The sequence below is a fragment of the Novosphingobium sp. BL-S-34 genome, assembly GCF_056857015.1.
Genome location: NZ_CM166473.1, coordinates 392,703 through 417,491, shown reverse-complemented (window position 1 = coordinate 417,491; position 24,789 = coordinate 392,703). Strand labels below are relative to the sequence as shown.

Annotated in this window: 18 protein-coding genes; 8 read left to right on the top strand and 10 right to left on the bottom strand. The window is 65.2% G+C overall.

Features of this window, described 5'->3' with window-relative positions:
• Window positions 1-8: 8 nt before the first annotated feature.
• Complete coding sequence (locus AC1VV3_RS15955; RefSeq protein ID WP_482962832.1) at window positions 9-368, bottom strand: hypothetical protein; 360 nt, start codon at window positions 366-368, stop codon at window positions 9-11.
• A 141-nt stretch (window positions 369-509) separates the two neighbouring features.
• Here AC1VV3_RS15955 and AC1VV3_RS15950 point away from each other — a divergent pair, with 141 nt between their 5' ends.
• The 3 genes from AC1VV3_RS15950 to AC1VV3_RS15940 all read left to right on the top strand — a co-directional run bounded on the left by AC1VV3_RS15950 (window position 510) and on the right by AC1VV3_RS15940 (window position 4,597).
• On the top strand, window positions 510-716 hold the full coding sequence (locus tag AC1VV3_RS15950) for a hypothetical protein (protein WP_482962831.1): 207 nt from the start codon (window positions 510-512) through the stop codon (window positions 714-716).
• A 202-nt stretch (window positions 717-918) separates the two neighbouring features.
• Window positions 919-2,358 carry an NAD-dependent succinate-semialdehyde dehydrogenase gene (locus AC1VV3_RS15945; protein ID WP_134094333.1) on the top strand — a complete coding sequence of 480 codons (1,440 nt, stop codon included), beginning with the start codon at window positions 919-921 and terminating at the stop codon, window positions 2,356-2,358.
• Between the two features lie 451 nt (window positions 2,359-2,809).
• Window positions 2,810-4,597 (top strand): DUF4153 domain-containing protein, encoded by a 1,788-nt coding sequence (locus tag AC1VV3_RS15940; protein WP_482962830.1) that lies wholly within the window; start codon window positions 2,810-2,812, stop codon window positions 4,595-4,597.
• A gap of 15 nt (window positions 4,598-4,612) precedes the next feature.
• Here the strand turns inward: AC1VV3_RS15940 and AC1VV3_RS15935 are convergent, their stop codons facing one another.
• Window positions 4,613-6,313: a thiamine pyrophosphate-binding protein gene (locus AC1VV3_RS15935; protein WP_482962829.1), complete on the bottom strand. Its 1,701-nt coding sequence runs from the start codon at window positions 6,311-6,313 to the stop codon at window positions 4,613-4,615.
• A gap of 189 nt (window positions 6,314-6,502) precedes the next feature.
• Between AC1VV3_RS15935 and AC1VV3_RS15930 the strand changes: the two genes are divergently transcribed.
• Window positions 6,503-8,350, top strand: a complete 1,848-nt coding sequence (locus tag AC1VV3_RS15930) for a DUF885 domain-containing protein (RefSeq protein ID WP_482962828.1) — start codon at window positions 6,503-6,505, stop codon at window positions 8,348-8,350.
• Between the two features lie 120 nt (window positions 8,351-8,470).
• On the opposite strand, the gene AC1VV3_RS15925 is transcribed toward AC1VV3_RS15930, so the two are convergent.
• From AC1VV3_RS15925 to AC1VV3_RS15915, 3 genes are all read right to left on the bottom strand, one after another.
• Window positions 8,471-10,672 carry a glycoside hydrolase family 3 C-terminal domain-containing protein gene (locus AC1VV3_RS15925; protein ID WP_482962827.1) on the bottom strand — a complete coding sequence of 734 codons (2,202 nt, stop codon included), beginning with the start codon at window positions 10,670-10,672 and terminating at the stop codon, window positions 8,471-8,473.
• A 227-nt stretch (window positions 10,673-10,899) separates the two neighbouring features.
• Window positions 10,900-11,724, bottom strand: coding sequence for a TetR/AcrR family transcriptional regulator (locus AC1VV3_RS15920; RefSeq protein ID WP_482962826.1), 825 nt, complete (start codon window positions 11,722-11,724; stop codon window positions 10,900-10,902).
• Window positions 11,725-11,809: 85 nt separating this feature from the next.
• Window positions 11,810-13,114 (bottom strand): sugar porter family MFS transporter, encoded by a 1,305-nt coding sequence (locus AC1VV3_RS15915; RefSeq protein ID WP_482962825.1) that lies wholly within the window; start codon window positions 13,112-13,114, stop codon window positions 11,810-11,812.
• A gap of 315 nt (window positions 13,115-13,429) precedes the next feature.
• Between AC1VV3_RS15915 and AC1VV3_RS15910 the strand changes: the two genes are divergently transcribed.
• Window positions 13,430-13,618, top strand: coding sequence for a hypothetical protein (locus AC1VV3_RS15910; protein ID WP_482962824.1), 189 nt, complete (start codon window positions 13,430-13,432; stop codon window positions 13,616-13,618).
• 17 nt (window positions 13,619-13,635) lie between these two features.
• Here AC1VV3_RS15910 and AC1VV3_RS15905 read toward each other — a convergent pair whose 3' ends face one another.
• The gene (locus tag AC1VV3_RS15905) at window positions 13,636-16,416 is read right to left on the bottom strand and encodes a TonB-dependent receptor (protein ID WP_482962823.1); all 2,781 of its coding nucleotides are present in this window, start codon (window positions 16,414-16,416) and stop codon (window positions 13,636-13,638) included.
• 522 nt (window positions 16,417-16,938) lie between these two features.
• On the opposite strand from AC1VV3_RS15905, the gene AC1VV3_RS15900 reads away from it, so the two are divergent.
• Window positions 16,939-17,664, top strand: coding sequence for an SDR family NAD(P)-dependent oxidoreductase (locus tag AC1VV3_RS15900; RefSeq protein ID WP_482962822.1), 726 nt, complete (start codon window positions 16,939-16,941; stop codon window positions 17,662-17,664).
• A gap of 20 nt (window positions 17,665-17,684) precedes the next feature.
• Here the strand turns inward: AC1VV3_RS15900 and AC1VV3_RS15895 are convergent, their stop codons facing one another.
• The gene (locus tag AC1VV3_RS15895; protein WP_165921425.1) at window positions 17,685-18,278 is read right to left on the bottom strand and encodes a TetR/AcrR family transcriptional regulator; all 594 of its coding nucleotides are present in this window, start codon (window positions 18,276-18,278) and stop codon (window positions 17,685-17,687) included.
• A 227-nt stretch (window positions 18,279-18,505) separates the two neighbouring features.
• On the opposite strand from AC1VV3_RS15895, the gene AC1VV3_RS15890 reads away from it, so the two are divergent.
• Window positions 18,506-19,819 carry a cytochrome P450 gene (locus tag AC1VV3_RS15890; RefSeq protein WP_482962821.1) on the top strand — a complete coding sequence of 438 codons (1,314 nt, stop codon included), beginning with the start codon at window positions 18,506-18,508 and terminating at the stop codon, window positions 19,817-19,819.
• Between the two features lie 37 nt (window positions 19,820-19,856).
• Here the strand turns inward: AC1VV3_RS15890 and AC1VV3_RS15885 are convergent, their stop codons facing one another.
• Entirely contained in the window at window positions 19,857-20,588 is a 732-nt protein-coding gene (locus tag AC1VV3_RS15885) for an energy transducer TonB (protein ID WP_482962820.1), read from the bottom strand.
• 62 nt (window positions 20,589-20,650) lie between these two features.
• Between AC1VV3_RS15885 and AC1VV3_RS15880 the strand changes: the two genes are divergently transcribed.
• Window positions 20,651-21,007: a hypothetical protein gene (locus AC1VV3_RS15880; protein ID WP_482962819.1), complete on the top strand. Its 357-nt coding sequence runs from the start codon at window positions 20,651-20,653 to the stop codon at window positions 21,005-21,007.
• Here AC1VV3_RS15880 and AC1VV3_RS15875 read toward each other — a convergent pair.
• Both AC1VV3_RS15875 and AC1VV3_RS15870 read right to left on the bottom strand, forming a co-directional pair.
• On the bottom strand, window positions 20,994-22,094 hold the full coding sequence (locus AC1VV3_RS15875) for a cytochrome-c peroxidase (protein ID WP_482962818.1): 1,101 nt from the start codon (window positions 22,092-22,094) through the stop codon (window positions 20,994-20,996). The two genes, AC1VV3_RS15880 and AC1VV3_RS15875, sit on opposite strands and share 14 nt — an antisense overlap.
• Before the next feature lie 8 nt (window positions 22,095-22,102).
• A complete protein-coding gene (locus AC1VV3_RS15870) occupies window positions 22,103-24,616 on the bottom strand; it encodes a TonB-dependent receptor plug domain-containing protein (RefSeq protein WP_482962817.1) in 2,514 nt (837 codons plus the stop codon).
• Window positions 24,617-24,789 lie beyond the last annotated feature (173 nt).

The window sequence follows — 24,789 nt, the reverse complement described above, 5'->3', positions numbered from 1 at the left end:
GGCCCTGCTCACTGATAGCGCAGGGTTTTCTCGAAGCCTTCGTTGGCCTTGGTCATCTTCGCCAGCTTCCTCAGGTGACCGCGCACGTTCCGTTCGAACCGCCTGTCGTCGTAGATGCCCGTCACCTTGTACTCGTCCTGAGCGATCAGTTCCTTGATACGCCGGGCGAAGGCGGCCTGCTCGTTCGTGCAGTCGGCAGACTTCAACGTGCGGCAGACCCATTCCTCGGCCGCCGCCTTGTCGTAATCGTCCTGCGCTTCATACCCGCGCCGATCCGCCGCGGCCTGATCCAGCCGGGAAGCCTCGAACCGGCGCTCCAGCCATTTGCGGACCTGTTCCCCATCCCATGCCTTCGACGGATCGCTCATCTCTATCTCCAATTCCCGCCGCCCTAGCCAGATTCGGGGCGAAAGGACAGAACCCAAGGTCGGTCCTGACGGGATCGCAGCCGGTCGGGGACGGAACCATCGGCGGCCCCGCTCGCTATTTTCTCAGAAGGAGACTGTTGAATGCTAGGCAAGATCATCGGAGGAATCGCGGGCAAACGGATCGCCCGCAATGTGGCGGGTGTCGATGAAACCGGCGGCGCGATTGCCGGGGTCGTGGCCGCAACCGTGCTGCGCCGCTTCGGCCTCGCCGGGATCGCCGCCGCGGCCGTGGGCGCCTATGCGGCCCGGAAACTCAGCGAAAAGCGGCGGGACGGCAATCTGCCCTGACGTCCTCGCGCCCGCGTTTTCATCGGCGGCGCGCCGGCTGTCCCAGCGCGCCGTACGATGAGAAAAGGGCAAGTCCCGAAACTCCAATTGCACGGCCCATCCGGCCTTGCGCCGGTTGCGGCCATGGCCTCGGCTTCCGATATGGTCGGTCCGGCCGAGCGCGGTTTCTTCCGGCGCCGGCCCCGCCTAAAGGAGTGCAGCAATGGCCTATCCCGATACCCAGCTTTTCATCGACGGGGCGTGGCGCGATGCCGCCGGTGGCCGGACGCTGGCGGTTCAGAACCCCGCAACCGGACAGGAAATCGGCCGCGTTGCCCATGCCGACCGCGCGGATCTGGACCTCGCGCTCGCCTCGGCTGAGCGCGGGTTCGAAGTCTGGCGCGATTTCACGCCCGCCAGGCGCAGCACGATCATGCGCAAGGCAGCCGCGCTCCTGCGCGAGCGTGCCTCCGACATTGCCGGGGTGATGACGCTGGAGCAGGGCAAGCCGCTGGCGGAAGCCAAGGGCGAGACCATGGCAGCGGCCGACATCATCGAATGGTTCGCCGAAGAAGGCTTCCGCGTCTACGGCCGCCTCGTGCCGCACCGCAGCGACCTGTCGGTCCGCCAGATGGTGATCAAGGACCCGGTCGGCCCGGTCGCCGCGTTCACGCCCTGGAATTTCCCGATCAACCAGGTCGTCAGGAAAATCGGCGCGGGCCTGGCCGCCGGATGCTCGATGATCGTCAAGGCGCCGGAGGAAACCCCCGCAAGCCCGGCCGCGCTCATTCGCGCGTTCCAGGATGCCGGTCTTCCCGACGGCGTGCTCAACCTGGTCTATGGCGACCCTGCCGAGATCTCGGAATACCTGATCGCCAGCCCGGTGATCCGCAAGATCACTTTCACCGGATCCACGCCCGTCGGCAAGCTGCTCGCCAGCCTCGCCGGCAAACACATGAAGCGGGTGTCGATGGAACTCGGCGGCCATGCGCCCGTGATCGTCTGCGAGGATGCGGACGTCGACCTCGCCGTGCGCAGCGCCGGGCGCGCCAAGTTCCGCAATGCCGGGCAGGTCTGCATCTCGCCGACACGCTTCCTGGTCCACAACAGCGTGAAGGAGCAGTTCGCGCAGGCCATGGCCGAGCTGGCCAAGGGCATCTCCGTAGGTGACGGCCTGGACGCGGAAACCCAGATGGGCCCGCTCGCCAACGACCGCCGCCTGACGGCCATGGCCGAGTTCCAGCAGGACGCCGTGGCACGCGGCGCGCGCCTGCTTGCCGGCGGCGAGCGGATCGGCGAAGTCGGCAACTTCTGGCAGCCGACCGTGCTGGCCGATGTCCCGCTCGATGCCCGCCTGTTCAACGACGAGCCCTTCGGTCCGGTCGCCGGGATTCGCGGCTTCGACAAGCTGGAAGAAGCGATCGCCGAAGCCAACCGCCTCTCCTTCGGGCTGGCCGGCTATGCCTTCACGCGGTCGCTCGCCAATGCCGACCTGCTGACGCGGCGGGTCGAAGTCGGGATGCTCTGGGTGAACACGCCCGCTGCTTCCTCGGCGGAATTGCCCTTCGGCGGCATCAAGGATTCAGGCTACGGCACCGAAGGCGGCCCCGAAGCACTGGACAACTACCTCAACACGCGCGCCGTCGTGGTGGCGAACGTCTAAGCTCCGGCTTCGCGTCCGGCATGACCGACAGAAGATCGCGAGAGCGCCCGCCGGCGCTTTCGCGATTTTCGCGTCAGACCCATTTCGCCGTCACCGGGCAAACGCAGCCACTACCGCACGGGAGCACCGTCAGCCGTAAGCGCGGCAAGTTCGCGCCGATAGATCCCGAGCATTCCCCTAAAGCAAATGCACCCTCGTGTCCGAAATACACAGCGTAAAATAAGATATTGAACGCCGCTTAATTTTGAGATAGCTATCGGGACAAGCAGCAGATCGAGGAATGCCGCATGTCCCGTTTTCCCGTTCGGACGGGCTGCAAAGCGCTTTGCGGGCTTGCGGCCTCCGCAAGGTCACTGGCCGTCTCTACCTCGGCCAGCCAGGCGCAACGAACGGGCGAAGGCCTGGAAGACCTTCCCGAGCACCGTCAATTGACCTTCGCGAGAGGACAGCGATGAACAGCCCCCAAGATTCCGCGATCCCGCAACATGCGGCCGCCTCTCGCGAAGCCGAGGCGGGCGAATGGCCGCTGCGATCCTGGGGCCTTGCCCTGCTGGGGGCAGTGGTGGGCCTGGCGATCTACTGGATCGTCCGCCCGGACAAGCATCACGGCGATTTCGACCTGATGCAGACCCGCATGGCCTTGGCCACGTTCCTGGGCATCGGGTCGCTGATCTTCGGTTTCCTCGTGGAGCGCACGCGTATCCACTGGAGCGCCGCCTGTGCCGCGATCGGCGGAGCGGTGGTCGCGCTGACGATCTATTGGAACGGCCCTTTCGGCAGTCAACATGGCGAAGAGCCCTGGCGGATCGTCTGCGCCGTGCTGGCCGTGGTGATCGCCGCGCCTCTCTTCCAGGCCTGGCGGGACGCGCGCCTGATGCCGGGCTCGTCTGCCCATGAGCAGCGGGGACGCCCCCGGTCGATCACCATTCCCTATCCGGAAGCGCATGGCCACGCCTGGACCAATGTGGTGCTGTGGTGCGCGGCATGGGTCTTCGTCGGCGTGGTCTGGGCGATGGTGCTGCTGCTGTCCGAACTGTTCCGCCTGATCGGCATCAGCCTGCTCAAGGACCTGCTGGCAAAGGATTGGGCAGCGCTCCTGCTCACGGGCGCCGCGCTCGGCGCCGGGATCGGCCTCCTGCGCGAGCGTGACGGCATCCTGCGCCTGCTGCAGCGCGTGGTGACGACGATCCTGTCCGTGCTGGCGCCGGTGCTCGCGCTTGGCCTGGTCGTTTTCCTGGCGGCGACCCCCTTCACCGGCCTCGCGCCGCTGTGGGACGCGACCCGTTCGACCAGCCCGATCCTGCTCGGCTGCGTGATCGGCGCACTCTCCCTGGCCAATGCCGTGATCGGGGACGAGGCACCGCATGAGGCGCGCAGTCCCCTGCTGCGCGGCAGCGTGGCCGCGCTCGGCATTGCCATGCTGCCGCTCGGCGCGATTGCCGCGATCTCCACCGGCCTGCGCATCCAGCAATATGGCCTGACGCCGGACCGGCTCTGGGCCGTGGTCTTCACGGCCATTGCCTGCGCCTATGGCCTGGCCTATCTCGTCGTCCTCGTGCGCTGGCGCATCCAAGCAGCTCCCCACTTGCGCACGGCCAACTTGCGCCTGGCGGCCGGGCTCTGCCTCGTGGCGCTGGTACTCTCCACGCCGCTGATCAATTTCGGCGCCCTGTCCACGCGCGACCAACTCGCCCGGCTGCAGAGCGGACGGACACCGCTGGCCAAGTTCGACTGGCGCGCCATGCGCTTCGACTTCGGCCGCGCCGGTGAAGCTGCCACCCGCCGCCTCGCCGAAACCGGCCGCACGCCGGAAATCCGAGCCGCCGCGAAGAAGGCGCGGGATGCCAAGAGCCGCTGGTCGCTCGACCCGGTCTCGATCGAACCTCGGCAGACGCCCATCGACCCCGCGCGCCTGCTGGTGCTGCCACGCGGCACGGTGCTGCCCAAGGCGCTCCACGACCAGCTCCAGGGCTACAATGCCTGCGGATTCTCCGGCGCCTGTACCGTTCTCTTCGAGAAGGACAGCGACGAGGCCGTGATCGTTACCAACGACCGGAGCTTCCTCTGGAAGGGTGAGAACGGCACATGGAACCCCGCGCCGGGGCGGCCCAACGTCACCGGCCAGGAAGCCGTCGAGCGCCTCGAAACCGCGCTCAAGGCGGGACGCGTCGAGATCCGCAAGGTCACGCGCCGCCAGGTCTTCGTGGATGGCCAGCCGGTCGGCAGCGAGTTCGAGTGACGCCCTGAACCCGGATCAGCTGCCGGTCTTGCGCAGCCCTCGCCAGGCCTCGCGCACTTTTGCGATACCGAAGCGCATGACCTGGGCGGGTTCTATGTGCGGCATCGTCGGCAACTCGTCGGGGTCGACGATGGCGTGGAGGATGGCCGGCCCCGGCGCCGCCAGGAACTGCGCCATCGTGGCGTCGAGCCGCGCCGGGTCGCTGACGGTGAAGCCCTGCGCGCCGCAGGCCCGCGCGAACAGGGCGAAATCGACGTTGGGGAAAGTGGTTCCTTTCGCGGCCGGGAGCGCGGCCGCCTCCATTTCGAGATGGACGAGGCCCCACTGGGCATTGTCATAGACCACGATCTTCACCGGCAAGTCGTGCTCTACGCTGGTCATGAACTCCCCGAGCAGCATGGTCATGCCGCCATCGCCGACATGAGCGATCACCTGCCGCCCGCGATCGAGCAATTGCGCCCCGTTGGCGAGGCCCAGCCCGGTGCCGACCGCTGCATTGTTGAACGAGCCGGTGCCCCGCTGCCGCCCGCTCTGGCGCCACCAGTTCGCGGCCCATAGCGTGACCTCCCCGGTATCGGTGACGATGATCGCATCGTCCGCGGCGTGGTCGCTCACGGCGCGTGCCACCGCCGGGGGATGCAACTTGCCCGGCGTCCGCGCCGTGTCCGCACGCTTGTCGAGCATGGTGTTCCAATCCGCCCGCGCGGCCTGCGCCTTGGCCAGGAACGCCGTGTCCGTCCGCGCGGGAAGCTGTTCCAGCAGCATCGTCAGCGCAGTGCGAACCGATCCGACGATGCCGAGCGTCACCGGAGCCCGGCGCCCCAGCGCAAGCGCGCGTTCGTCGATCTGGATCACATGGCCGTGGCCGGGCAGGAACTCGGAATAAGGGTAGTCCGTGCCCAGCATGATCAGCAGGTCGGCCTCGTTGATGGCGTCCACACCGGCGCGGGAGCCTATCAGCCCCACGCCGCCGATCCAGTGCGGGTGATCGAACGGCAGGATGTCCTTGCCGCGGAAGGTGTGCATGAGCGGCGCCTTCAGCCGTTCCGAGAGCTGCTCCAGCTCGGCCGCAGCGCCGTGACAGCCGTTGCCGCAGAATACCGCGACGGTCTTCGCCTCGCCGATCAGGCGCGCGGCTTCGGCAATGTCGGCAGGCGCCGGCGCGATCTGGGGGCGGGGACGCAGGGTGGCCAGGCTCTGTACCGGTCCCGGCACGGCCGCGGAGAAGACATCCGGCGGCACGTTGATATGCGCCACGCCGCGCTCGGCATAAGCCGCCGCGATCGCCTCGCGGATCACCGCCGGGGCCTGTTCCGCGGCGGATATGACCTGGCTGTAGACCGACACGTCCCGGAACAGCAGCGCCGGATCGTCTTCCTGCAGATAGTCCGTGCCGCGCTTCTCCGCCGGCACGCCGCCGGTGATCGCCAGCACCGGCGCATGGTCCTTGCGCGCCTCGTAAAGTCCGGCGACGAGGTGATTGCCGCCGGGACCGGTGGTGCCGCAGCACACGCCTAGCCGCCCGGTCAGCTTGGCCTGCCCGGCTGCCGAAAGCGCGCCGCCTTCCTCATGCCGCACGCCGATCCATTCCACCCGGTCATCGGCATCGAGTGCGTGAGTGAACGGATTGAGGGCATCGCCGACCACCCCGAACACATGTTCCACGCCAAGCTGTGCAAGCGTATCGACCAGAAGTTCGGCAACGGTTTTCGACATGATGGCTCCTCGAATGACCAAACCTTCCCAACGCATCGCCGCCCCATGTGCTCCTCGAAAAGTGCCTGCCCGGCCGGATAGGGCGCCCCGGCCCGAACCGATGAGGCAATGGAAATCTTCGGCATGGCTTCAATTGCATTCGTGCGGGCAAGTGGCGTAGGCTTCCGCCGCAACAAAGCGGGAGCCGCCATGATCGACCGTCGCCATTTCCTTGCCACCGCGTCCGCGGGGGCCGCACTCGCCGCCGCCGGTCCGGCATTTGCCCGCATATCCGCGCCCAAGGGTGCCGCTGCCGGTTCGGCCGATCCCGCCCTGGCCGCCTTCATGGACAAGTATTTCGAAGCCCAGGTCGATGCCTCGCCGGAAACCGCGACGCAGCTGGGGCTGGACACCGGGGCCCGCGCCGCGCTGAAGTCCCGCCTCACCGTGCCTACGCTGGAGCAGGAAGAGAAGGACCGCGCCCGCGTCCGCGCGGCACGCGCCGAACTGGGCACTCTGAACCGCGCCTCGATGACGGCGCAGGACGCCATCTATTACGACACCGTTGCGGCGAATCTCGATGCCATCATCAAGACTTACGCCATCCCCTATGGGCAGGGCGGATGGCCGCAGGTCTACCGCGTCAGCCAGGGCGGCGGCGCCTATCTCAACACCGGCGACTTCCTTGACAACCAGCACACCATCAAGACTGCGGCCGATGCCGAAGCCTATGTGGCCCGCGTCGGAGACTTCGCGGATGTCCTTGCCGCAGAAACCGACCGGATGAGCGAAGACTTCGGCCGGGGCGTGATCCCGCCCGACTTCATCCTCAAGAAGACCATCGGATTGCAGGCGGGCATGCTGGGCACGAAGCCCGGAGAATCCACGCTCGTCCAGTCGATCGTGCGGCGCACGCACGAACAGTCGATCCCCGGCGAATGGGGCGCGCGGGTGGAGAAGCTGGTTGCCGAGCGGGTCTATCCTGCCCTTCAGCGCCAGAACGACGCCCTGAAGGCTGCTCTGCTCAAGGCCGGCCACGAGGCTTCGGTATCGCGCCTGCCCCAGGGCGCGCAGTATTACGCCAATAGCCTGAACTACATCACCACCACCCGCATGACTGCCGACGAAATCCATCGCATCGGCCTGGAGCAGGTGGCGGACCTGACCGCGCGTTCGGACGAAATGCTGAAGAAGCAGGGCATGTCGCAAGGCACGGTGGGCGAACGCATGGCCTCGCTGATCGCGAACCCGGCCAATGTCTATCCCAACACCGACGCCGCCAAAGTCGAACTCGTCGCCCATCTCAACGAGCAGATGGCGGCGATGCAGGCCCTGCTGCCCAAGGCTTTCGGCCGCCTGCCCAAGTCCGGCGTGCAGATCAAGCGCGTGCCGCCGGAGATCCAGGAAGGCGCCTCGCAGGGGTACTACAATTCGCCCAGCCTCGACGGCACGCGGCCGGGGATCTACTGGATCAACCTGACTGACACGGCCAACTGGCCCAAGTTCGGCCTGCCCACCCTAACCTATCACGAGGCCATTCCGGGCCATCACCTGCAGATCGCCCTGCAGCAGGAAAGCCCCGCCGCGCCCAAGCTGATGAACCTCATGTTCTTCTCCAGCTACGCCGAAGGCTGGGGCCTCTATGCCGAACAACTGGCGGACGAACTGGGCGCCTACGACAACGACGCCCTCGGCCGCGTCGGCTTCTACCAGAGCCTGCTGTTCCGCGCGGTGCGACTGGTGGTCGATACCGGCATCCATTCCAAGGGCTGGAGCCGTGAACAGGCCATCCGCTATTTCATCGACAATACCGGCCGCGCCGAAGGCGGGGCGACCTCGGAAGTGGAGCGCTATTGCTCGTGGCCGGGACAGGCCTGTGCCTACAAGGTCGGGCACAACGAATGGGTCCGCCTGCGGGAAAAGGCGCGCACGGCGCTCGGCAGCCGCTTCGACATTCGCGGCTTCCACGACACCGCCCTGGCGGGCGGCGGCATGCCGCTGACGGTCCTGGAACGCGTGGTCGACAACTGGGTATCGGCGCAGAAGGCCGCCGGCTGAACCCCGGGACAAGAGGGGGCGGCGTAAGCTGCCTTCGCTGCCTGCCCGTAAACAAATGGGAAAAGCGGCCTGGATGCACATCCAGGCCGCTTTTTCATGGACGGGGCCGGCGGGCCGGGATCAGTCCTTCCAGGTCCGGCCCTTGAGGCGCGCCGTCGTTACCGGGCCGAGATGCTCTGCATCCTCACCCAGCGCGAAGGCGTAATCGCCGGGAGCGAGCACCCAGCTGCCCTCGCGCCAGTCGGCGAGCAGACGCGGGTCGATGGTCATGGCCACTGCCTTGCCCTGCCCCGCAGCCAGTTCCACGTGCTGGAAGCCGACCAGACGCTGCACCGGCTTGCCCGCGCGGGATACCAGGTAGAGCTGCGCCACCGTGGCGCCGGCGCGCTTGCCGGTGTTCGTGACACGGGCCGTCGCCTTCGCGCCGTCGGTCTTCAGCGCGTCAGCCGCGAACCGGGTGTAGCTGAGGCCGTAGCCGAAGGGGAACAGCGCCTTCTGGCCCTTGCCCGCGTTCCAGCGATAGCCGAGATCCGCGCCTTCGATATTGTAGTCCGCCACCAGCCTCTGCCCGTGCACGTCGGGCGCTCCGGCAAAGTCCGGCTCGACCGTATCGAAGCCCTCGATCGCGGCGCGCGGCAACTGGTCGATGCCGGTGGGGAACGTGATCGGCAGCTTGCCCGAAGGATTGGCCTGGCCGAACAGCACCGCCGCAATCGCTTCCGCGCCCCTTGCCCCGGGGTACCAGGCTTCCAGCACCGCCGCCGTCTTGTCCAGCCAGGGCATCAGCACCGGCCCGCCGGTTTCCAGCACGACGATGGTATTGGGATTGGCCGCGGCGACAGCGGCGATCAGGGCATCCTGGCCGTTGGGCAGCGACAGGTCGGGCTGGTCGAAGCCCTCGCTGGACCACTGCGTGGCGAACACGATGGCGATGTCCGCCGCCTTGGCCTGAGTCACGGCTTCGGAGATGTAACGGCCGCTGCGATAGTTCACCTGGGCCTGAGGCGCGGCGGCGCGGATGGCCTTGATCGGCACCGACCGATGATAGGCTTCAAACAGGAAGGGCGAGAAATCGTCCTCGCCCCCCTGCGGCACGTTCACGGCGGCGCCGCCTTCGCCCTGCACCTGGCTGGAGCCCGCGCCGGACAGAACGCCGCTGTTCGCATAGCCGCCGATCACGGCGATGCGCTTGGCCGAAGCCGCCAGCGGCAGCACGCCGCGCGGATTGCGCAGCAGCACGATGCCCTGGCGCGCCACCGCCTCGGCAACGTCGCCGTGCGCCTTGAAATCGATAGCACCGCCCGGCTTCACCGGATTTTCGACCAGGCCGTTGTCGTAGACGGCCCAGAGGATCCGCCGGTTCATGTCATCCAGCCGCCGGGCATAGGCCGGGTCAGCCTTCGCCGCAGCGCCCAGCTTCGCGGCGAAGAACACGTCCTTGTCCAGCTCCGAGCCGGACTGCTGGTCCAGTCCGTTCAGCGCCGTGCCGAGCGAAGGCACCGCGCCCCAGTCCGACATGACGAAGCCCTTGTAGCCCCAGGCCTGCTTGAGAACCTTGTTGAGCAGCCAGTCGTTGTCGCAGGCCGAATGGCCATTGACCTTGTTGTAAGCGCACATCACCGCGCCGGGATTGCCGATCTCGATGCCGATCTTGAACGCCAGAAGGTCGCTTTCGTGGGCATTCGCCGGAGAAATGACGCTGTCGACTTCCTTGCGCGCGGTTTCCTGCCCGTTGAGCGCGAAGTGCTTGATGGTCGCGATGATGTGGTTCGATTGCACGCCGCGAATGGCATGGCCGGCCAGAGTACCGGCCAGGAGAGGATCCTCGCCGAAATATTCGAAAGTGCGGCCGTTGCGCGGATCGCGCATCAGGTTCACGCCGCCCGCCAGCAGCACGTTGAAGCCCTTGGCGCGGGCCTCCGCGCCGATCATCCGGCCGCCCTGCTCGGTCAGTTCGGGGTTCCAGGTGGCCGCCTGCGCCAGGCCCGAAGGCAGCGCCGTGGCGCCGTCCTTGCGAAGGCCGAACACATAGGACACACCCAGGCTGGCGTCGGTTTCCAGAAGCGCGGGGACGCCGAGCCGGGGAATGCCGGTGATATAGCCCGCGCCGGGAACCGCTTCGGCCGGCGGCTCGGGCGAAGTCGGCGTCAGCTTGATGGGCATGATGCCCACCGTGAGCACGGTCTTCTCTTCCGGCGTCATCGCCTCAAGCGTCCGTTCCGCGCGCGCGGAAGCCGCCGCGCCGCGATCCTGCGCGGCAGCCGGCATGGCCGTGGACGCGGCAACCGCGCCGGCGAGAAGAAACGAATGGCGAAGGGTCATGTCGGCGATCCTGATTTCAAGCGGCGGTGGTCGGCCCGGATGGCAGGACGAACGCCGCCATGGCGTGTCTCGAAACCATCGGTGAAGGCGGACAAGCGCGCCGAAAGACCAGCCGATCGCGACATCACAAACCCCCTCCCCTGTTTTCGTCCATCTGGACGAAAAGAGATGCGGGCGAACGCCAGCCGCGTCAAGCGGCTTGTTGCGCCGCGCCGCCGGTCAAAGGATCAGCTCGGAGATTTCCTTGTCGCGGGGCCGTGAGCCGAGCCCGTCAGAAGCCTGACCACGGCCTCGGCATGGGATTCCACGGCCTCGTCCGTCATGAAGTCGTAACCCATCGCGAGCTGCGCCTCCTTCTGCAGCATGAAAGGCAGCTGGATCATGCCGACCATCGCGTAGAGCAGCGAGGGCAGCGGCATGTCCGGCACCAGGCCGCGGTCCAGCAGTTGCGTCAGATTTCCGGTCGTGGCGGCCTGGTTGGCGCTGACGAACTCCCGCACCATCCACTCCAGCCTTTCGCCGCCCGCGATCGTTTCGGAAACGGTGATGCGGGCATGCTCCGGATGCTCGGCACTGTAGCGGGTGTAGAGGTGGACCAGCTTGCGGAACCGCTGTTCGAAATCGAGTTCCGCCTCGGCTTCCACCGGATCGATGACCTGACGCTGGAGCAGCGCGAACATGTCGCGCACGGCCTCGCGCCAGAGTTCGTCCTTGCTGCCGAAGTGGTAGGTGATCATCGAATGGGTCGTGCCGGCGGCCCGCGCGATGTCGCGCACATTGGCCGCGGCAAACCCGTGCGCGGCGAAGACCTGGCGCGCGCAATGCAGGATGCGCGACCGCGTGGCCTCGGCCCGCGCCTGCGACAGCCGCCGGCGGCCGCCAGAAGCTTCGCCCTGTTTCGCCGCCCGTTCCGAAGCGGTGGGCGCGTCCGGTGGCTGCTTGTGAATGATGCTCTCCATGCCTTGCCCGATCAGCCGGGGCCCGTGATCGCCCGGGAGGATGCACGAGAGGCCCGACATGCGAAACCCCGCCGCGATGGGCGGCGGGGTCAATTCGGCCGTGACGATGGCAATCCCGATTGCTCGGCGGTCCCTGCGAATGCGCGGGGAGGACAGCCAGCCCCCGACGGATCCTGCCTTACATGGCCTCGCCGATAGCTTCCAGCGATCTGCGCTTGGTCTCCGGGAAGAAGGCCAGCACGACCACGAACTGCAGCGCCATCATCGCGCCGAACAGCCAGAACGGCAGGGCGCGGGCATGCGCGGCAGCGAGCGGGAAGCCGAAGGCGATCACCGCATCCATGAACCAGTGGACCGAGGAGCCGAGGCTCTGACCGCGTGCGCGCACGTCGGTAGGGAAGATCTCGCTGATATAGACCCAGATCACCGCGCCCTGAGAGAAAGCGAAAAAGGCGATGAAGCCGATCAGCAAATAGAGCAGCCAGCCCTGATGAGTGCCACTGCCGAAAATCGTCGCCACGCCTGCCAGCGCGGCCGTCAATCCCACGGAACCGATCAACAGCAAAGTCTTGCGGCCGATCCGGTCGATCACGGTGAGCGCCAGCCCGGTGAAAAGCAGGTTGCAGGCGCCGATGACGATGGCCTGCCGGTCCGCCGAAACACCCGTGAAGCCGGCGGCAGCGAAGATGTCGTTGAGGTAATAGAGGATCGCGTTGATGCCGGAGAGCTGGTTGAACGCGGCAATGGCGATCGCCAGCAGCATCGGCCGGTGGTGGCGCTTCCAGCTGAGCCGCGGGGCGTGGCTCTGCTCCTCCACCCGGCGCCAGACGGCCATCTCGCCCGCCACATCGGCATTGCCCAGCTTGCCGAGCACGGCAGCGGCCTCCGCCTCGCGGCCCTTGGCGAAGAGCCAGCGCGGGCTGTCGGGGATGGTTCGCATCATCACCAGCAACAGCACAGCCGGAAGCGCGGTGACGCCGAACTTGACGTGCCAGTCGAGCGCGCCGAGATGAAGGCTCGATACGAAATAGTTGCTGAGATAGGCGACCAGAATGCCCAGCACGACATTGAGCTGGAACGCGCCCACCATCATGCCGCGCCGCTCGGCCGGAGCGATCTCGGCGATATAGACCGGCGCCAGTACCGATGATGCGCCCACCGCAAAGCCCGCCAGCACCCGCATGATGAGCAGCATCGGCCAGTTCATCGCCAACAGGCAACCGATCCCGGACACCAGGTAAAGCAGCGCGATCACCGACAACGACGCGCGCGCACCGTAGCGGTCCCCCGGAATGCCTGCCAGCAGAGCGCCCGCAAGCGTGCCCCAGAGCGCGCTGGAGACGGTTACCCCGACGCCGGTGGCGTCGAGGCCGAAGGCGGTCCGGATGCCTTCCGTGGTGCCGGCGATCACCGCCGTGTCGAAACCGAACAGGAGCCCGGCCAGCGCGCCGACCAGCACACCCCGGAAAAGCGTCGCATTCATCAGGATGTGTCCTTTCCAACCAAACTCACGATTTGGAGCCGAATTTTCCCGCTGAAGTCGAACGCACGCCAATACGCCCCAGCTTCAGCCCATCAGCCACCTCGGGAAAAATCCACGACACCTAAGGAGAGGGCAAATGCTGCGGGGATAACACGGTGATCGCGGATCTGGCGCTGCCCTGGTTCTCGCTCACGATGCTCTCTCCCGGCCAAAGACCAACCGCTTCCGCCTCGTCAGGAATTGCTACGAAGAGGCAGCGCCTAAGTCCATCGTGAATGATGCAGCGATCCGCGATGCGTGCAAAATTCGATCGGCATGGACAAGTTCCTGCGGATCCGGCTTGCCCTCCGCAATCCCGGGCAAAGGCTTCCCACGCTTGAGCGCTTCAGGCGCAGCGCGGCCGAACAAGGCAGGATGCGAAGGACACAAGATCATCTGTGCAAACAAGGAACCCGTCCGATCATTGAACCGGACGGGTTAGTGGCTGCAGGCGCGGAAGGTTGAATAGCGCCTGCAAGTCCTCAGAAGCGGAAGCGCGTGCCCAATCCGAAATAGCGGCCTTCGTATCGGATATCCCGCGGGTAGGTCTGGGTCTGGTTGAAGTAGCGGTAGTTGTTGAACGGCTTGCCCAGGATGTTGCTGACGTCCGCCGTGATGGTGATGGCCGGAATGACGGTGTAGGAAAGGGAGTAATCCAACCGTGCGATCGGCTTTGTGCCTTCGCCTACGTAGAGATTTCCATTGGCATCCGGCGAATAGAAATTGGTGAATTTCGAGCGATAGTTGTAAGAAAGGCGGGTCGAGAGCTTACCCCGCTCGTAGAACAATACGGCGTTGTAGCTCCACTTCGACACGCCGGGGATGGCCACCATCTTGGTGTCTTGCCCAAGAGCATTGGGAAGCTGGTTCTTGCCGTCCAGATACGTTGCGTTCGCTTGAACGCCAAACCCGGAAAGCCAGCCCGGCAGGAAATCGAAGAAGCTGTGGAACCCGGCCTCGATGCCCTTGATGCGTCCGGAACCCGCGTTTTCAGGACGCACGACCTGGATCAGGCCATAGACCGGATCCTGTACATCGCGGGTATAGTCGCTGATGAAGCCGTCGAGATCGCGATAGAACACCGAGATCCCTGCCGCCGCCCGGGGTGAGAAGTAGTATTCGATCGTGCCATCGTAATTGCGCGAGGTCAGCGGCGCGAGATCGCGGTTGCCGGCGCGCCCGAAAGCGTCATAGCGCCCCGGCGTGCCGCCGGTGTTCTGCGCGCGCGTGATGTTCACCGCCGGATTGAGCTGGCCGAAAGTCGGCCGGGTCCGCGTTTCGGTATAGGCCAGTCGAACCTGAAGCTTGTCCGTGGGACGAATGCGCATGCTGACGTTGGGCAGGACGTCGACGTAGTTCTGCCGGTTCTGTTCCGGGGTCTGAACTCCGTCCACCAGTGACGTGCCCGAATAGACGCCGTCGGTGTTGACGATGCGCACGCCGACAAGGCCGCCGACATCCACTCCGCCGATGTCGAAAGCGTATTTGCCCTGGGCATAGGCGGCATATGTCTTTTCGCTTGCCTCCCACGATGCCAATGGGTCGATCGGCACGTCGGTGCTGGACCAACGCGCGACGTTGTCGGCAAGCCCGGCATCGTTCGGATTGAGAGCCGAGAGTTGCTGCAACCCGGCAAGGGCAATCGCTCGCAGGCCATCGATGTTGCTGCGGATGGCCGACCGTTCAGGGGCAAGCCATTGCGTGAAGCCCTGCACGCCGCCCCGGAAGCTGTCGTCCACCAGCGACATGGCGCCCAGGCCGAGTTCGTTCATGCCGATGCCTAGGTCCATGAGGTAGGCATAGCGCGAACCTGAGCGGACCGAGGAATTGCGCGTGGTCACGCGGCTGCCGACCTGCAACTGCGGAAGAAACGGAATGTCGGTTTCGAGCGAAATGTCGCCCCGCCACTGGATGCCGTTTCCTTTGCCGACATATGTGCGGTCGAAGAACCCGCGGAACTGGTAATGGCTGGGGTCGGTCGCATCGAAGCCAGGCAGCGAGAAGGCAGCCGATCCCTTCACGTCGAACGCCGCATCCACCGTCGGGGCCGATGTCAGGGCGGAATCGAGGCTCCATTCGGTCTGCTTGAAGGTACTGTCGGTATAAGCGAAGTCGGTCGAGATCGTCGCCTTGCCGGTCGTCCAGATCGCGCCGATCGCGCCCTGGTAGGTGTTGGTGTCGCCATTGACGGTCGAACGATAGATGTCCGGGCGCCAGCCTCCCGTCTTGGTCAGACTTGCGACCTTGTTCGGTTCGTCGGGATCGAGCACGACATTGCTGAGCTGCGCGCCGGCAAAGCGGAGCGATGTCGCGAAGAAGTCGTTGGCGTCGCGGCCGCGATAGGCCTGCCACAGGCCATCGACGTAGATTTCAAGATTGGGCGCCGGCTTCCACTGAAGCGAGGCATTGATCGACGGACGCTTGCGGATGCCGCTGTTGTAGAAGACGCCGACGGCCTCGGGAAACACGAAGTCGCGGCCGACCGATTCCGGTTCGACCGTGTTGGCGACATCTGGCGCCAATACGTCGGCACTGTTCCACCGGGCAGCATTACGGAACTGTTGCTGCGTATAGGCGAAGTTGATGAGCGCGCCGATCTCGCCGATACCGGTCTGCCAGCGGTCGGTGATCTGGAGATTGGCATTGGCCGGATCGTACTTCTTCGACTGGTCGTTGTAAGTACCGCGAACGGCGCCTGCGATTTCGAACCCCTTGAAGTCGAACGGGCGCCAGGTGCGGACGTTGATGAGACCGGCCAGCCCGGGCTCGACCAGATCGGCCGTGCCGGATTTGAAGACTTCAAGCGCGCGCAACGCGCCCGGAGGGAAGTCCCAGAGCGCCACCCCGCGAGATTCCGCCGTGAATATGTCGCGTCCATTGAAAGTCGTGGTGACATCGGGCAGGCCGCGGACAAGAACCTGGTTGGCTTCATCGCCGGACCGGCTGACCTGGACGCCCGATATTCGCGCAAGCGATTCCGCTGCGTTGTTATCCGGCAGCTTGCCGATGTCTTCCGCAACGATGGCATCGACGATCGCATCGGATTCCCGCTTGATCTGCGCCGCATTGTACAGGCTGGCCCGGAAGCCCGTGACGATGATGTCCTCAGCCGAGACAGGATCCGAAGCCGCAGTATCGGCCTTATCCTGCTGCGAAGACTTCTGATCCGTTTGATTGGCCTCATCGCGTGCGATGTCCTGACCATAAGCAGGCGCCGCGAAGGCGGCATAGGCGCACGATAGATACAGTCCGACTTTAAGCATCTGGCATCTCCCCCGTTTCCCCAATTCCGCTGATCCGACGACCCACTAAAGGTCCGTATGATCGGGAATATCTGTATATTTGAGTTTCATTTATCTTTCTCAAATCGATTCGACAATCGAAAATTAGTCTGAGTATATCGCCTGCGTCAGATAATGTCGCAAAGCCGTGCGCTGACAGGCCATCGAAGTGGCGACAAAGGCGGCGGCTCCGGCCCGGCGGCTGTTGGATTAAAACTTTGAAGGGTAGTGGCCCGGTGCTGGTGACCGGAATGCCGCCACCGTCGGGAATGTCGTCCCGTCGGACGCACCAACCGTGACAGGCTGCGCACTGTCTGATGAACTTGCCGCTGCGGGGAGATCAGGCGCTTTGCGATTGATCGGGATCAGCGAGCCAGCCCGACCGTGAAACAACGCCGGGGCGAAGTCCCATCGCGCGCTCCAGCGTGGATTGACCTGCGAGGTTTCGAATTTTACGTTACTTTGAATAATGTAAAAGGACTCGATATGGGACGAGTGACAATCGTGACGGGCGCTGCTTCCGGCATCGGCTTGGGTGTTTCGCAGTGGTTTGCCGCCAAGGGGCACCGGGTGGCGATGATGGACCGCAATGGGCATGAGGTGCGGGCAGCCTCGGACACGCTCAATGCGCGGGGCTTCGACACGCGTCCCTTCACCGTCGATGTGGCGGACCGCGATCAGGTGGAAGCGGCTGTTGCCGAAACGCGCCAGGTGTTCGGCCCGATCGAACTGCTGATCGCCAATGCCGGCATCTCGGAATACAAGCCCTTCGTCGAAATGACCGTGGCAGAATGGCAGCGCATGCTGGATGTCAACCTCACCGGCATGTTCCACTGCATCCAGTTGGCCATCCCCGACATGATCGCGGCCAAGTGGGGGCGGATCGTCACGATCTCGTCCATGAGCGCGCAAGTCGGCGCGCCTAGCATGGCGCATTACTCGGCATCGAAAGGCGGCGTCACGTCGCTGACCAAGGCGGTGGCACGCGAATTCGCGGAACTGGGCATTACGGCCAACACGATCCCGCCGGCGATCGTCTATACCGGGCTGAGCCGCCGTACCGAGGTCGACGGCAGCAATCCGCGCATCGATGCGATGGTGCAGGGCGTCCCCCTGAAGCGGATCGGCATGCCCGAAGACATAGCCTCTGCCTGCGACTGGCTATGTTCGAACCATGCCGGGTACGTGACCGGGCAGGAGATCAACGTGAACGGCGGCATGTACTCCTGAGCCGGCCGATGTCGGGCAACCTAGTCCAGATGGATCGCGATCGGCCGCGTGAACGCGCGCACGACCAGAGTGTCCAGCAACTTGACCACATTGCCAACGGGATAGTCCTCGTCCTGGCGCAGCCACCAGCGCAATATGTCGAATATGGCGTTGGTGACGAGTTCGGTAACGAGATCGGCCGGCAGGGCCGGGTTGGCGCGGGGCCTGCTCTCCGCGATCTCGTTGGCGATGCGCGAGAATTCCGCGCGCATCTTCTCGTTCGCGCCGGCTGTCAGCAGGGTCGACCAGAGTTTGCGATGATCGTTCACGTAGCGGCACAAGTCATCGAGCGAGCTGGTGGCCTTGCGCTCGAACGCGGGCTGCGAATGGCGCAGCAGATGGCGCACCTGTTCGGTCGCGACATCGGCCAGCAGGTCTTCCTTGCTGGCGAATTGCCGGAAGAACACCGGGTAGCTGACTTTCGCCTGCGCCGTGATCTCCTTGATGGTGATGAGATCGAGGGGCTTGGTGTCTATGAGTTCGAGCAGCGCTGTTTTCAGCGCTTCGCGAGAGCGCGTCACGCGGGCGTCGTGCGGTCTGCTGATGCGTTCGCGGGCGCGGTCTGGAATCGACACTCGAACAATCCTCTGTTGCACGCTGACGGTAATACGCGGCGTGCCGAAACGGCAAGGCGGGCTGCTCATTCATCGACGCGGTGGTATCGGCGTCATCATCGAATGGCCCGCCGCGTCAAGGCATTTGCCGGCCTTCATATGCCTAAAATCATTCGAAGCGGCGCCGATGGGCGGCGGTCTCGCCCCGTGCGGACCGAGACCCTGGCCCTATCTGACGGGAGAGCATCATGAACACGACGGAGCGCGACTACTACACCGACCGCACGGTCCTGCTGGATCCTTACGACTGGTTCGAGGAAATGCGCGCCAAGGGACCGGTATGCCGCATGGCCAACCGCGACCTGGTCCTCGTCACCGGCTTTGCGGAAGCGGTCGAGCTGCTCAACAACGCGGCCGACTGGTCGAACGCGATCAGTGTCAGTGGCCCCCTTCTGCCGCTGCCGTTCGAACCCGACGCCGAGGACATCTCCGGGCAGATCGAGGAGCACCGCGGCGACATCCCGCTTGCCGATCTCCTCGTGGCCAAAGACGGCACGCCGCATGCCCAATCGCGGGCCTTGATCTCCGCCCTCTTCACGCCCTCGCGCCTCAAGGCCAACCAGGCCTACGTCACCGCGCTCGCCGATCGCATGGTTCGCGGCGTCGTCGCGCAGGGCGGATGCGAGTTGATCGGCGCGATCGCCAGCCCCTTCGTCACTTTCGTGGTATCGGATATCCTCGGCGTGCCGGAAGCCGACCGGGACGATTTTCGCCGCATCATCGACCTTGCCCCGCCGCCCGGAAACATGGAGGCCGCGCCGCCTCCGGGCAAGGAAGCGGAATGGGCTGCAAGGCCGCGCGAGACCGAAGAAGTCAATCCGCTCGAATATATGGCCGCCTATTTCTACCGCTACATTTCCGAGCGCCGGGCCCAGCCGCCCCGGGACGACGTCCTTTCCGAGTTCGCCCACTCCAGCTATCCGGACGGCACCCAGCCCGACATCCCGGAACTGATCCGTCTCGCCACTTTCCTGTTCGGAGCGGGGCAGGACACCAGCGCCAAGCTGATCGGCAATGCCATGCGCTATCTCGTCGACGTGCCGGGCCTGCAGCAGCAACTCCGCGACGATCATAGCCTGATCCCGGCGTTTCTCGAGGAGGTGCTGAGGCTCGAAGGCTCGACGAAAGTGGTCAAGCGCCTTGCCAGGCGTGCCATGCGGGTCGGCGACATGGAGATCGCGCCGGGGACCAAGGTGGTGATCGCCATTTCCGCCGCCAATCGCGATCCACGCCGGTGGGAGGGACCTCACGCGTTCAGGCTCGGGCGGCCGGGTATCAAACAGCACCTGGCCTTCGGCCGCGGCGCCCATACTTGTGCCGGGGCGCCGCTGGCGCGCTATGAGGTCCGCATCGTCTTCGAGAAGTTCCTCGAACACACGCGCTGGATATCGCTGTCGGAAGATCGCCACGGCACCGCCGAGAACCGCATCCTGGATTTCGAGCCCACTTATAGCATGCGAGGCCTCGCGAACCTCCATGTCGAACTGGAACCCACGGTTTGAGTTCGTCCGGTTGAATCATGGGAATCAACCCGCCCGCTCATCCTTCCAGCTGATAAGTCATGGGCACAAGGAACTGCCGTCCGGCGCGCGGGAGGCCTTTGGGGGGACGCGGATAGGGCACCGCGTCGCGCACTTGTTTCAGCGCGAGGCCGTCCAGGGGCGGATGGCCGCTGGAGCCAACCAGTTCGGCCGTTTCGAGGCGGCCGTTCTCGTCGATCAGCAGGCGCACCAAGGCCGTGCCCTCCCAGCCCTTGCGGGCCAGACGCCCCGGATAACCCTTGTGGCGGCCGATCCATGCAAAGACCCGGCGCGCATAGGAATCTTCGCCCCGGCTACCCGCAGACGGCGGCGCAGCACGGTCCTGCGCGGCTGCCTTGCCCTCGCCGGATGACGACCCCGCCGTCAATCCAGGGTTCGAAGACGGCGGCCGAGATGCCGCGAGAAGCGGAACGGCAGGCGCCGGAGCCATGTCGTCCGACAGGCGCAGCGGGGAAACCGGGGCGACCACCTCCACCAGGGGCCTGACGGGCGGCGCGGGCACATCGGTCGCATTCACCACGGCGAGGGACTTGCGAGGCGGATCCGGCGCGGGCTCGGCCTGCGGCGTCTCGTCCGGCCGGGAGAGGTCCACCGAGCGGAACGACACGACGCCCCTGTGCCCGGGTTCGCCCACTTGTCTGGAGGGACCGAACGCCACCCACGCCAGTCCGAGAACCGTCACATGGACGGCGCAAGTCAGAGCAAGCGACGAGATTCGAAACGAATTCATTGCCCGCCACCTGTTTTTATTGCTATCGTGTCGCAATAGCATATCGGGAAACTGCGATGAAATTGCGCTGGCTGGATATCTTGGCCCTTTCCGTCAACGGCGCTTACGCGCTGCTTTGCCTCGGGTTCGTCGGCAAGTTGCTGTCGCTGCATGCGCTCGGCAATTCTCCCGAGCATGCTCTGGTGGCGGGTTTCGCGCTGCTGGCGCTGCTCTGGCTCGGCAATGTTGCCCGCATCCTGTGCCCGCTTCGCCGCCGCATCGCGTTTCAGACCCTCGTGAACGGCGCCGCGCTGGTTTTCGGCCTGTTCGGCCTGCTGCTCGGCTTTGCCGATCCATTCGCGTGGACCGCGCCGGTTGCGATCCTGCCGCCCGCGCTCACTTATCTCGTAGCCAGACGCGCTCACGCTAAAGCGTCCTGAGAAAGGCAGCGAGCGCGGCCTGCTCGTCTCGCGTCAGATCGAGTTTCGAAACCAGCGGGTCGGGTATCGGCGCGGGTGCCTCGCCCATTCGCCTCGCCCGATCCCGTCCGCCCCCGCCGTTATAGAGCGCAACGACATTCTCGAGCGTGGGGAACAGACCATTGTGCATATAAGGCGCGCTGCGGCTTACGCCCAGCAGGGAGGGTGTGCGGAACCGACCGACATCCGCCGGATCGCGCGTAACCTCGTAGCGCCCCAGATCCTCGCGAGAGCGCCCGTAGAAACTGATGCCGAGATTGTGGAACTGCCCGTCACTCAGCAGCGGTCCATTGTGGCAGGCGGCACACCCCGCCCTCGTTCGAAACAGATGCAGACCTGCGAGTTCCTGATCGGTCAGCACCGAGACGCCCCGCTGCATTACCCGGCTCCAACGCGAACGCGGAGGCCGCAAGGTCCGCTCGAACGCCGCGATCGCGGCGGCGGCGTTCTGCAAGGTCACGCGGCGATGGCCATCCAAGGCACGAAACGCGGCGCGGTAGCCCTTGTCGCGGTTGATGCGCGGTTCGATCAGGCGCGCACTGCCCGCCATCTCCTTGCCGTCGAGCAGAGGGTGGAGCGCCTGCTCTTCCAGCGTTGCCGCGCGGCCGTCCCAGAATAAGGGCGTCATCCAGGCCGCGGCATAGAGCGACTGGGCATTGCGCCGCCCCCGCTGCCGGTCATGCCCGAACGCGGTGTGCAGCCCGTCCGCCATGCCCAGTTCCGGGCTGTGACACGAGGAGCAGGCGATCTGGCCGGAACGCGACAGCGCCGGATCATCGAACATGCGCCTGCCGATCTCCGCCAGCGCCTTTTCGCGCGGAGAGGCTTCGGGGAGCCGGGGAAGCGGGCCGAACTCGGTGAAGCGAGCCCCCTCCCCCAGGCGCGGGCGCGGCCATGTTGCCGGACCGCCCGCATAGAGCGCCCGCAGTGCCCCCACTGCCGGAACTCCCTCCCCGCCCGCCTGCTGCGCGCGGCCCACGACACTCCCCCCGACCGCGAGGATCGCGAGCGTCAGAACGAAACGCGGCAGCAGGCGGAAACCGGACATCCAGACGATCAGAACCGGTAGTTGAGGCCGAGCCAGAACGAGCGTCCATATTGGTAGGGCTGCGCGGTCGCCGTGCTGTTCGGCGAGGGAATCCGGTCGAACAGGTTCGCCACGCGCACGTCCGCAGTCAGTACGCCATAGCTGGAGCGGACGAGTTCGGCCTGCGCATTGAGGTTCACGTCGATCGAGCGCGGATACTTCACATAGTCGTAGACATCGTAACTGGCGCCATCGATGGTCTCGTTCCTGCCGGTATCCTCGATACGCTTGAACTTGTCCGTATAGCGCAGATTGACGTTGGTGGTGATCCGGTCGTCCAGCCAGAGGGCGGTCCAGGTCATGTTGGCCATGAACGGCACCGCCATGTCGGGCCGCTGGTTGAGGGCGATGACCTCGGAATAGCTCAGGACCTGCCCCTGGAACGATACCATCAGGTTCGCCAGGTCGTCGTCCACCTTCACCGTATAGTCGTCGTTGGTGGATGTGGTCTTCGAGAAGTTGGTATTGAAGGCGACCGAGTGCTTGCCGAAGCTGCGCGTCCATTCGAAGGAAGCGCCCCGGTACTTGCTGTAGCCGTCGTTAGTGAGGACGTACTGCGTATAGGTCGAGATTTTACCGTTATCGAGAGTCTTGCTCACCTTCTCGCCCGCCGAGCGGGTGAACTCGTCATGCCCCTCGCGGTAGATGCCCTTGATCCTGAGGCTGCCGCCCAGCAGGCGTGCCGACAGCGCGGCCGAAAGTTCATCCGAATAGGGCGTCTTCTTCTCGCCGTCCGAATAGCTTTCCGTATGGCTGGTGCTGGACAGATACCAGTCCTCGTCGGAATAGGTGGTGATCCCACTGCTCGTGACGCCGGTGCGCGTGTAGATGTAGTTGTCCGGGTACTTCTCGCGCAGGGCATAACCCAGCATGGAGCGTCCGTAATAGCGATTGGCGCCCAGCGTCACGCTCCAGCCGTCCCACGGCAGCGCATACGTCGCGGAAAGGCGCGGGGAAAAGTTGCTATTGCCGAGGAAGCTCTCGTAATCGTAGCGCAGCCCGCCGCGCAGCGTGAAATCGCCGATCTCGGCCGTGTATTCCGCCCATCCCGACACGCTGTCCAGGTTCACGCGGGCGCGATAGGCCTGATAGAGCGAAGCGGTCGTCAGCGCATATTCACCAGTGGTGCAAGTCAGGCTGTCAGGCTGTGCGCAGGCGATGGTCGCCGCGTCCGATTGGTCCGTCGTGCCCCGGTAGGAATAATTGTCCTCCAGGCGGCTGCGCATCGCCTCGATCCGCTGGTAGTCGAAGCCGGCGGCAAGACGGCCCGGCCCCAGCGGCATCGACCAGCGCCCGGTCAACGCATAATTGTTCTGCCATTGCCGGATATCGCCGAAGCTGCCGATCGCGCAGTTGGTGGAGGTGGAACATCCGCTGCCCACTTCGGTCCACGAAGAAATGCTGTAGAGCGTGCCGGGCGCGTCGCGGCTCGTATCGCTGTGCGAGAAGCTGGCGGAAAGCGACCAGTTGGTCTCGCCCGATTTGGCCAGTTCAAGCCGGCTGGTCACGCCGCCCCCGTGTGACACCATCTGCGAATCGATGGAATTGTTCACCTCTGCCTCGCTCTCGTAAGGCGTGTAGGAGAACTGCCCGGTCAGCTTCAGGTCGCCGGCAAGATCCGCATCCGCCTTGGCGAGGAAGTTGTCGCTGGTGCTGGACTGGCCGTAAGGCTTGCTGCCGTAGGCTTCCGCCTTGGTATAAGTGACCCGCGACTGCGATCGGTTGTAGCCCAGGAGCAGGCCGATGGCGCTGCTGAGGGGAAGGTCGACGGTCGCACCATAGCGCCACTTCTCGAACGAGGGCTTTGCGGGAAGCTCTCCGTTCAGGCTTTCGCGCGATCCCTCGGAGATCTTGAAATGGGTCATCGCGTCCGAACTGTAGGACACTGTGCTGGTAAAGCCGAACTCGCGCTTCGGTGCGCGGGTCTTGATGTCTAGCGCGCCGCCGGTGAAACGGCCGTACTCTGCCGAGACGTTGGAATCGCGAAGCGTGATCTCGCCGATCAGATTGGTGTCGACCCAGAGCGCCTGCGCGGACGCGCCCACGGGTTCGGCAAAGTTCGCGGCCTTGTTCTCCGTGACATCCACCCGCGCATTGGCATCGATGCCGTCGAGCGTGATGAGGTTCTCGTAGTAGCGCCCGCCAGAGATCGAGATGTCGGACGGACGGATATCCTGGATATCCTCGCGCGTTGCCATGTACTCGTCGCGCCGGAACTGCACGGTGGGCAACGCTTTCAGAAGCTGGTTGGCATCGCCGGAGCCCGGCGCGCGGGCGCGAATTTCCTTCTCGGTGATCCGCGTCGTCCCGGCCTCCGCGCCGGTGCCCATGACATAGCTTTCATCGGCCCGCTCTCCGTCCGCGACGACTGCCGGCAACTGCTGCTCGACCGTGCCGGAGGCGGACTGGTCCTGCGCCTGCGCCGGAATGGCAGGCACGACCATAGCCGTCGCGAGCAACGCTCGCGCGAGTGTAATATGCATTGGGCGACCCCTGTTGTTTTGTTGGGGCGGCCTCTAGCCAGACAAGTCAGCTATTGCAACCGATTCTCATTAGCATATTTTGCCGCGTGTCTGGAGCGCGTCGGACCGCGCGGTGACGGGGCGACGATCTCGCGCCCTCTGGTCCCGGTGAGCATCCATACGGGGAAAGCTGC

Bases quoted from the DNA above. Each gene is read 5' to 3' on its own strand.
- AC1VV3_RS15950 (WP_482962831.1), top strand. From the start codon at position 510: ATGCTAGGCAAGATCATCGGAGGAATCGCGGGCAAACGGATCGCCCGC.
- AC1VV3_RS15870 (WP_482962817.1), bottom strand. From the start codon at position 24,616: ATGCATATTACACTCGCGCGAGCGTTGCTCGCGACGGCTATGGTCGTG.
- AC1VV3_RS15875 (WP_482962818.1), bottom strand. From the start codon at position 22,094: ATGTCCGGTTTCCGCCTGCTGCCGCGTTTCGTTCTGACGCTCGCGATC.
- AC1VV3_RS15910 (WP_482962824.1), top strand. From the start codon at position 13,430: ATGGACAAGTTCCTGCGGATCCGGCTTGCCCTCCGCAATCCCGGGCAA.
- AC1VV3_RS15945 (WP_134094333.1), top strand. From the start codon at position 919: ATGGCCTATCCCGATACCCAGCTTTTCATCGACGGGGCGTGGCGCGAT.
- AC1VV3_RS15890 (WP_482962821.1), top strand. From the start codon at position 18,506: ATGAACACGACGGAGCGCGACTACTACACCGACCGCACGGTCCTGCTG.
- AC1VV3_RS15925 (WP_482962827.1), bottom strand. From the start codon at position 10,672: ATGACCCTTCGCCATTCGTTTCTTCTCGCCGGCGCGGTTGCCGCGTCC.
- AC1VV3_RS15940 (WP_482962830.1), top strand. From the start codon at position 2,810: ATGAACAGCCCCCAAGATTCCGCGATCCCGCAACATGCGGCCGCCTCT.
- AC1VV3_RS15955 (WP_482962832.1), bottom strand. From the start codon at position 368: ATGAGCGATCCGTCGAAGGCATGGGATGGGGAACAGGTCCGCAAATGG.
- AC1VV3_RS15905 (WP_482962823.1), bottom strand. From the start codon at position 16,416: ATGCTTAAAGTCGGACTGTATCTATCGTGCGCCTATGCCGCCTTCGCG.
- AC1VV3_RS15915 (WP_482962825.1), bottom strand. From the start codon at position 13,114: ATGAATGCGACGCTTTTCCGGGGTGTGCTGGTCGGCGCGCTGGCCGGG.
- AC1VV3_RS15930 (WP_482962828.1), top strand. From the start codon at position 6,503: ATGATCGACCGTCGCCATTTCCTTGCCACCGCGTCCGCGGGGGCCGCA.
- AC1VV3_RS15935 (WP_482962829.1), bottom strand. From the start codon at position 6,313: ATGTCGAAAACCGTTGCCGAACTTCTGGTCGATACGCTTGCACAGCTT.
- AC1VV3_RS15885 (WP_482962820.1), bottom strand. From the start codon at position 20,588: ATGAATTCGTTTCGAATCTCGTCGCTTGCTCTGACTTGCGCCGTCCAT.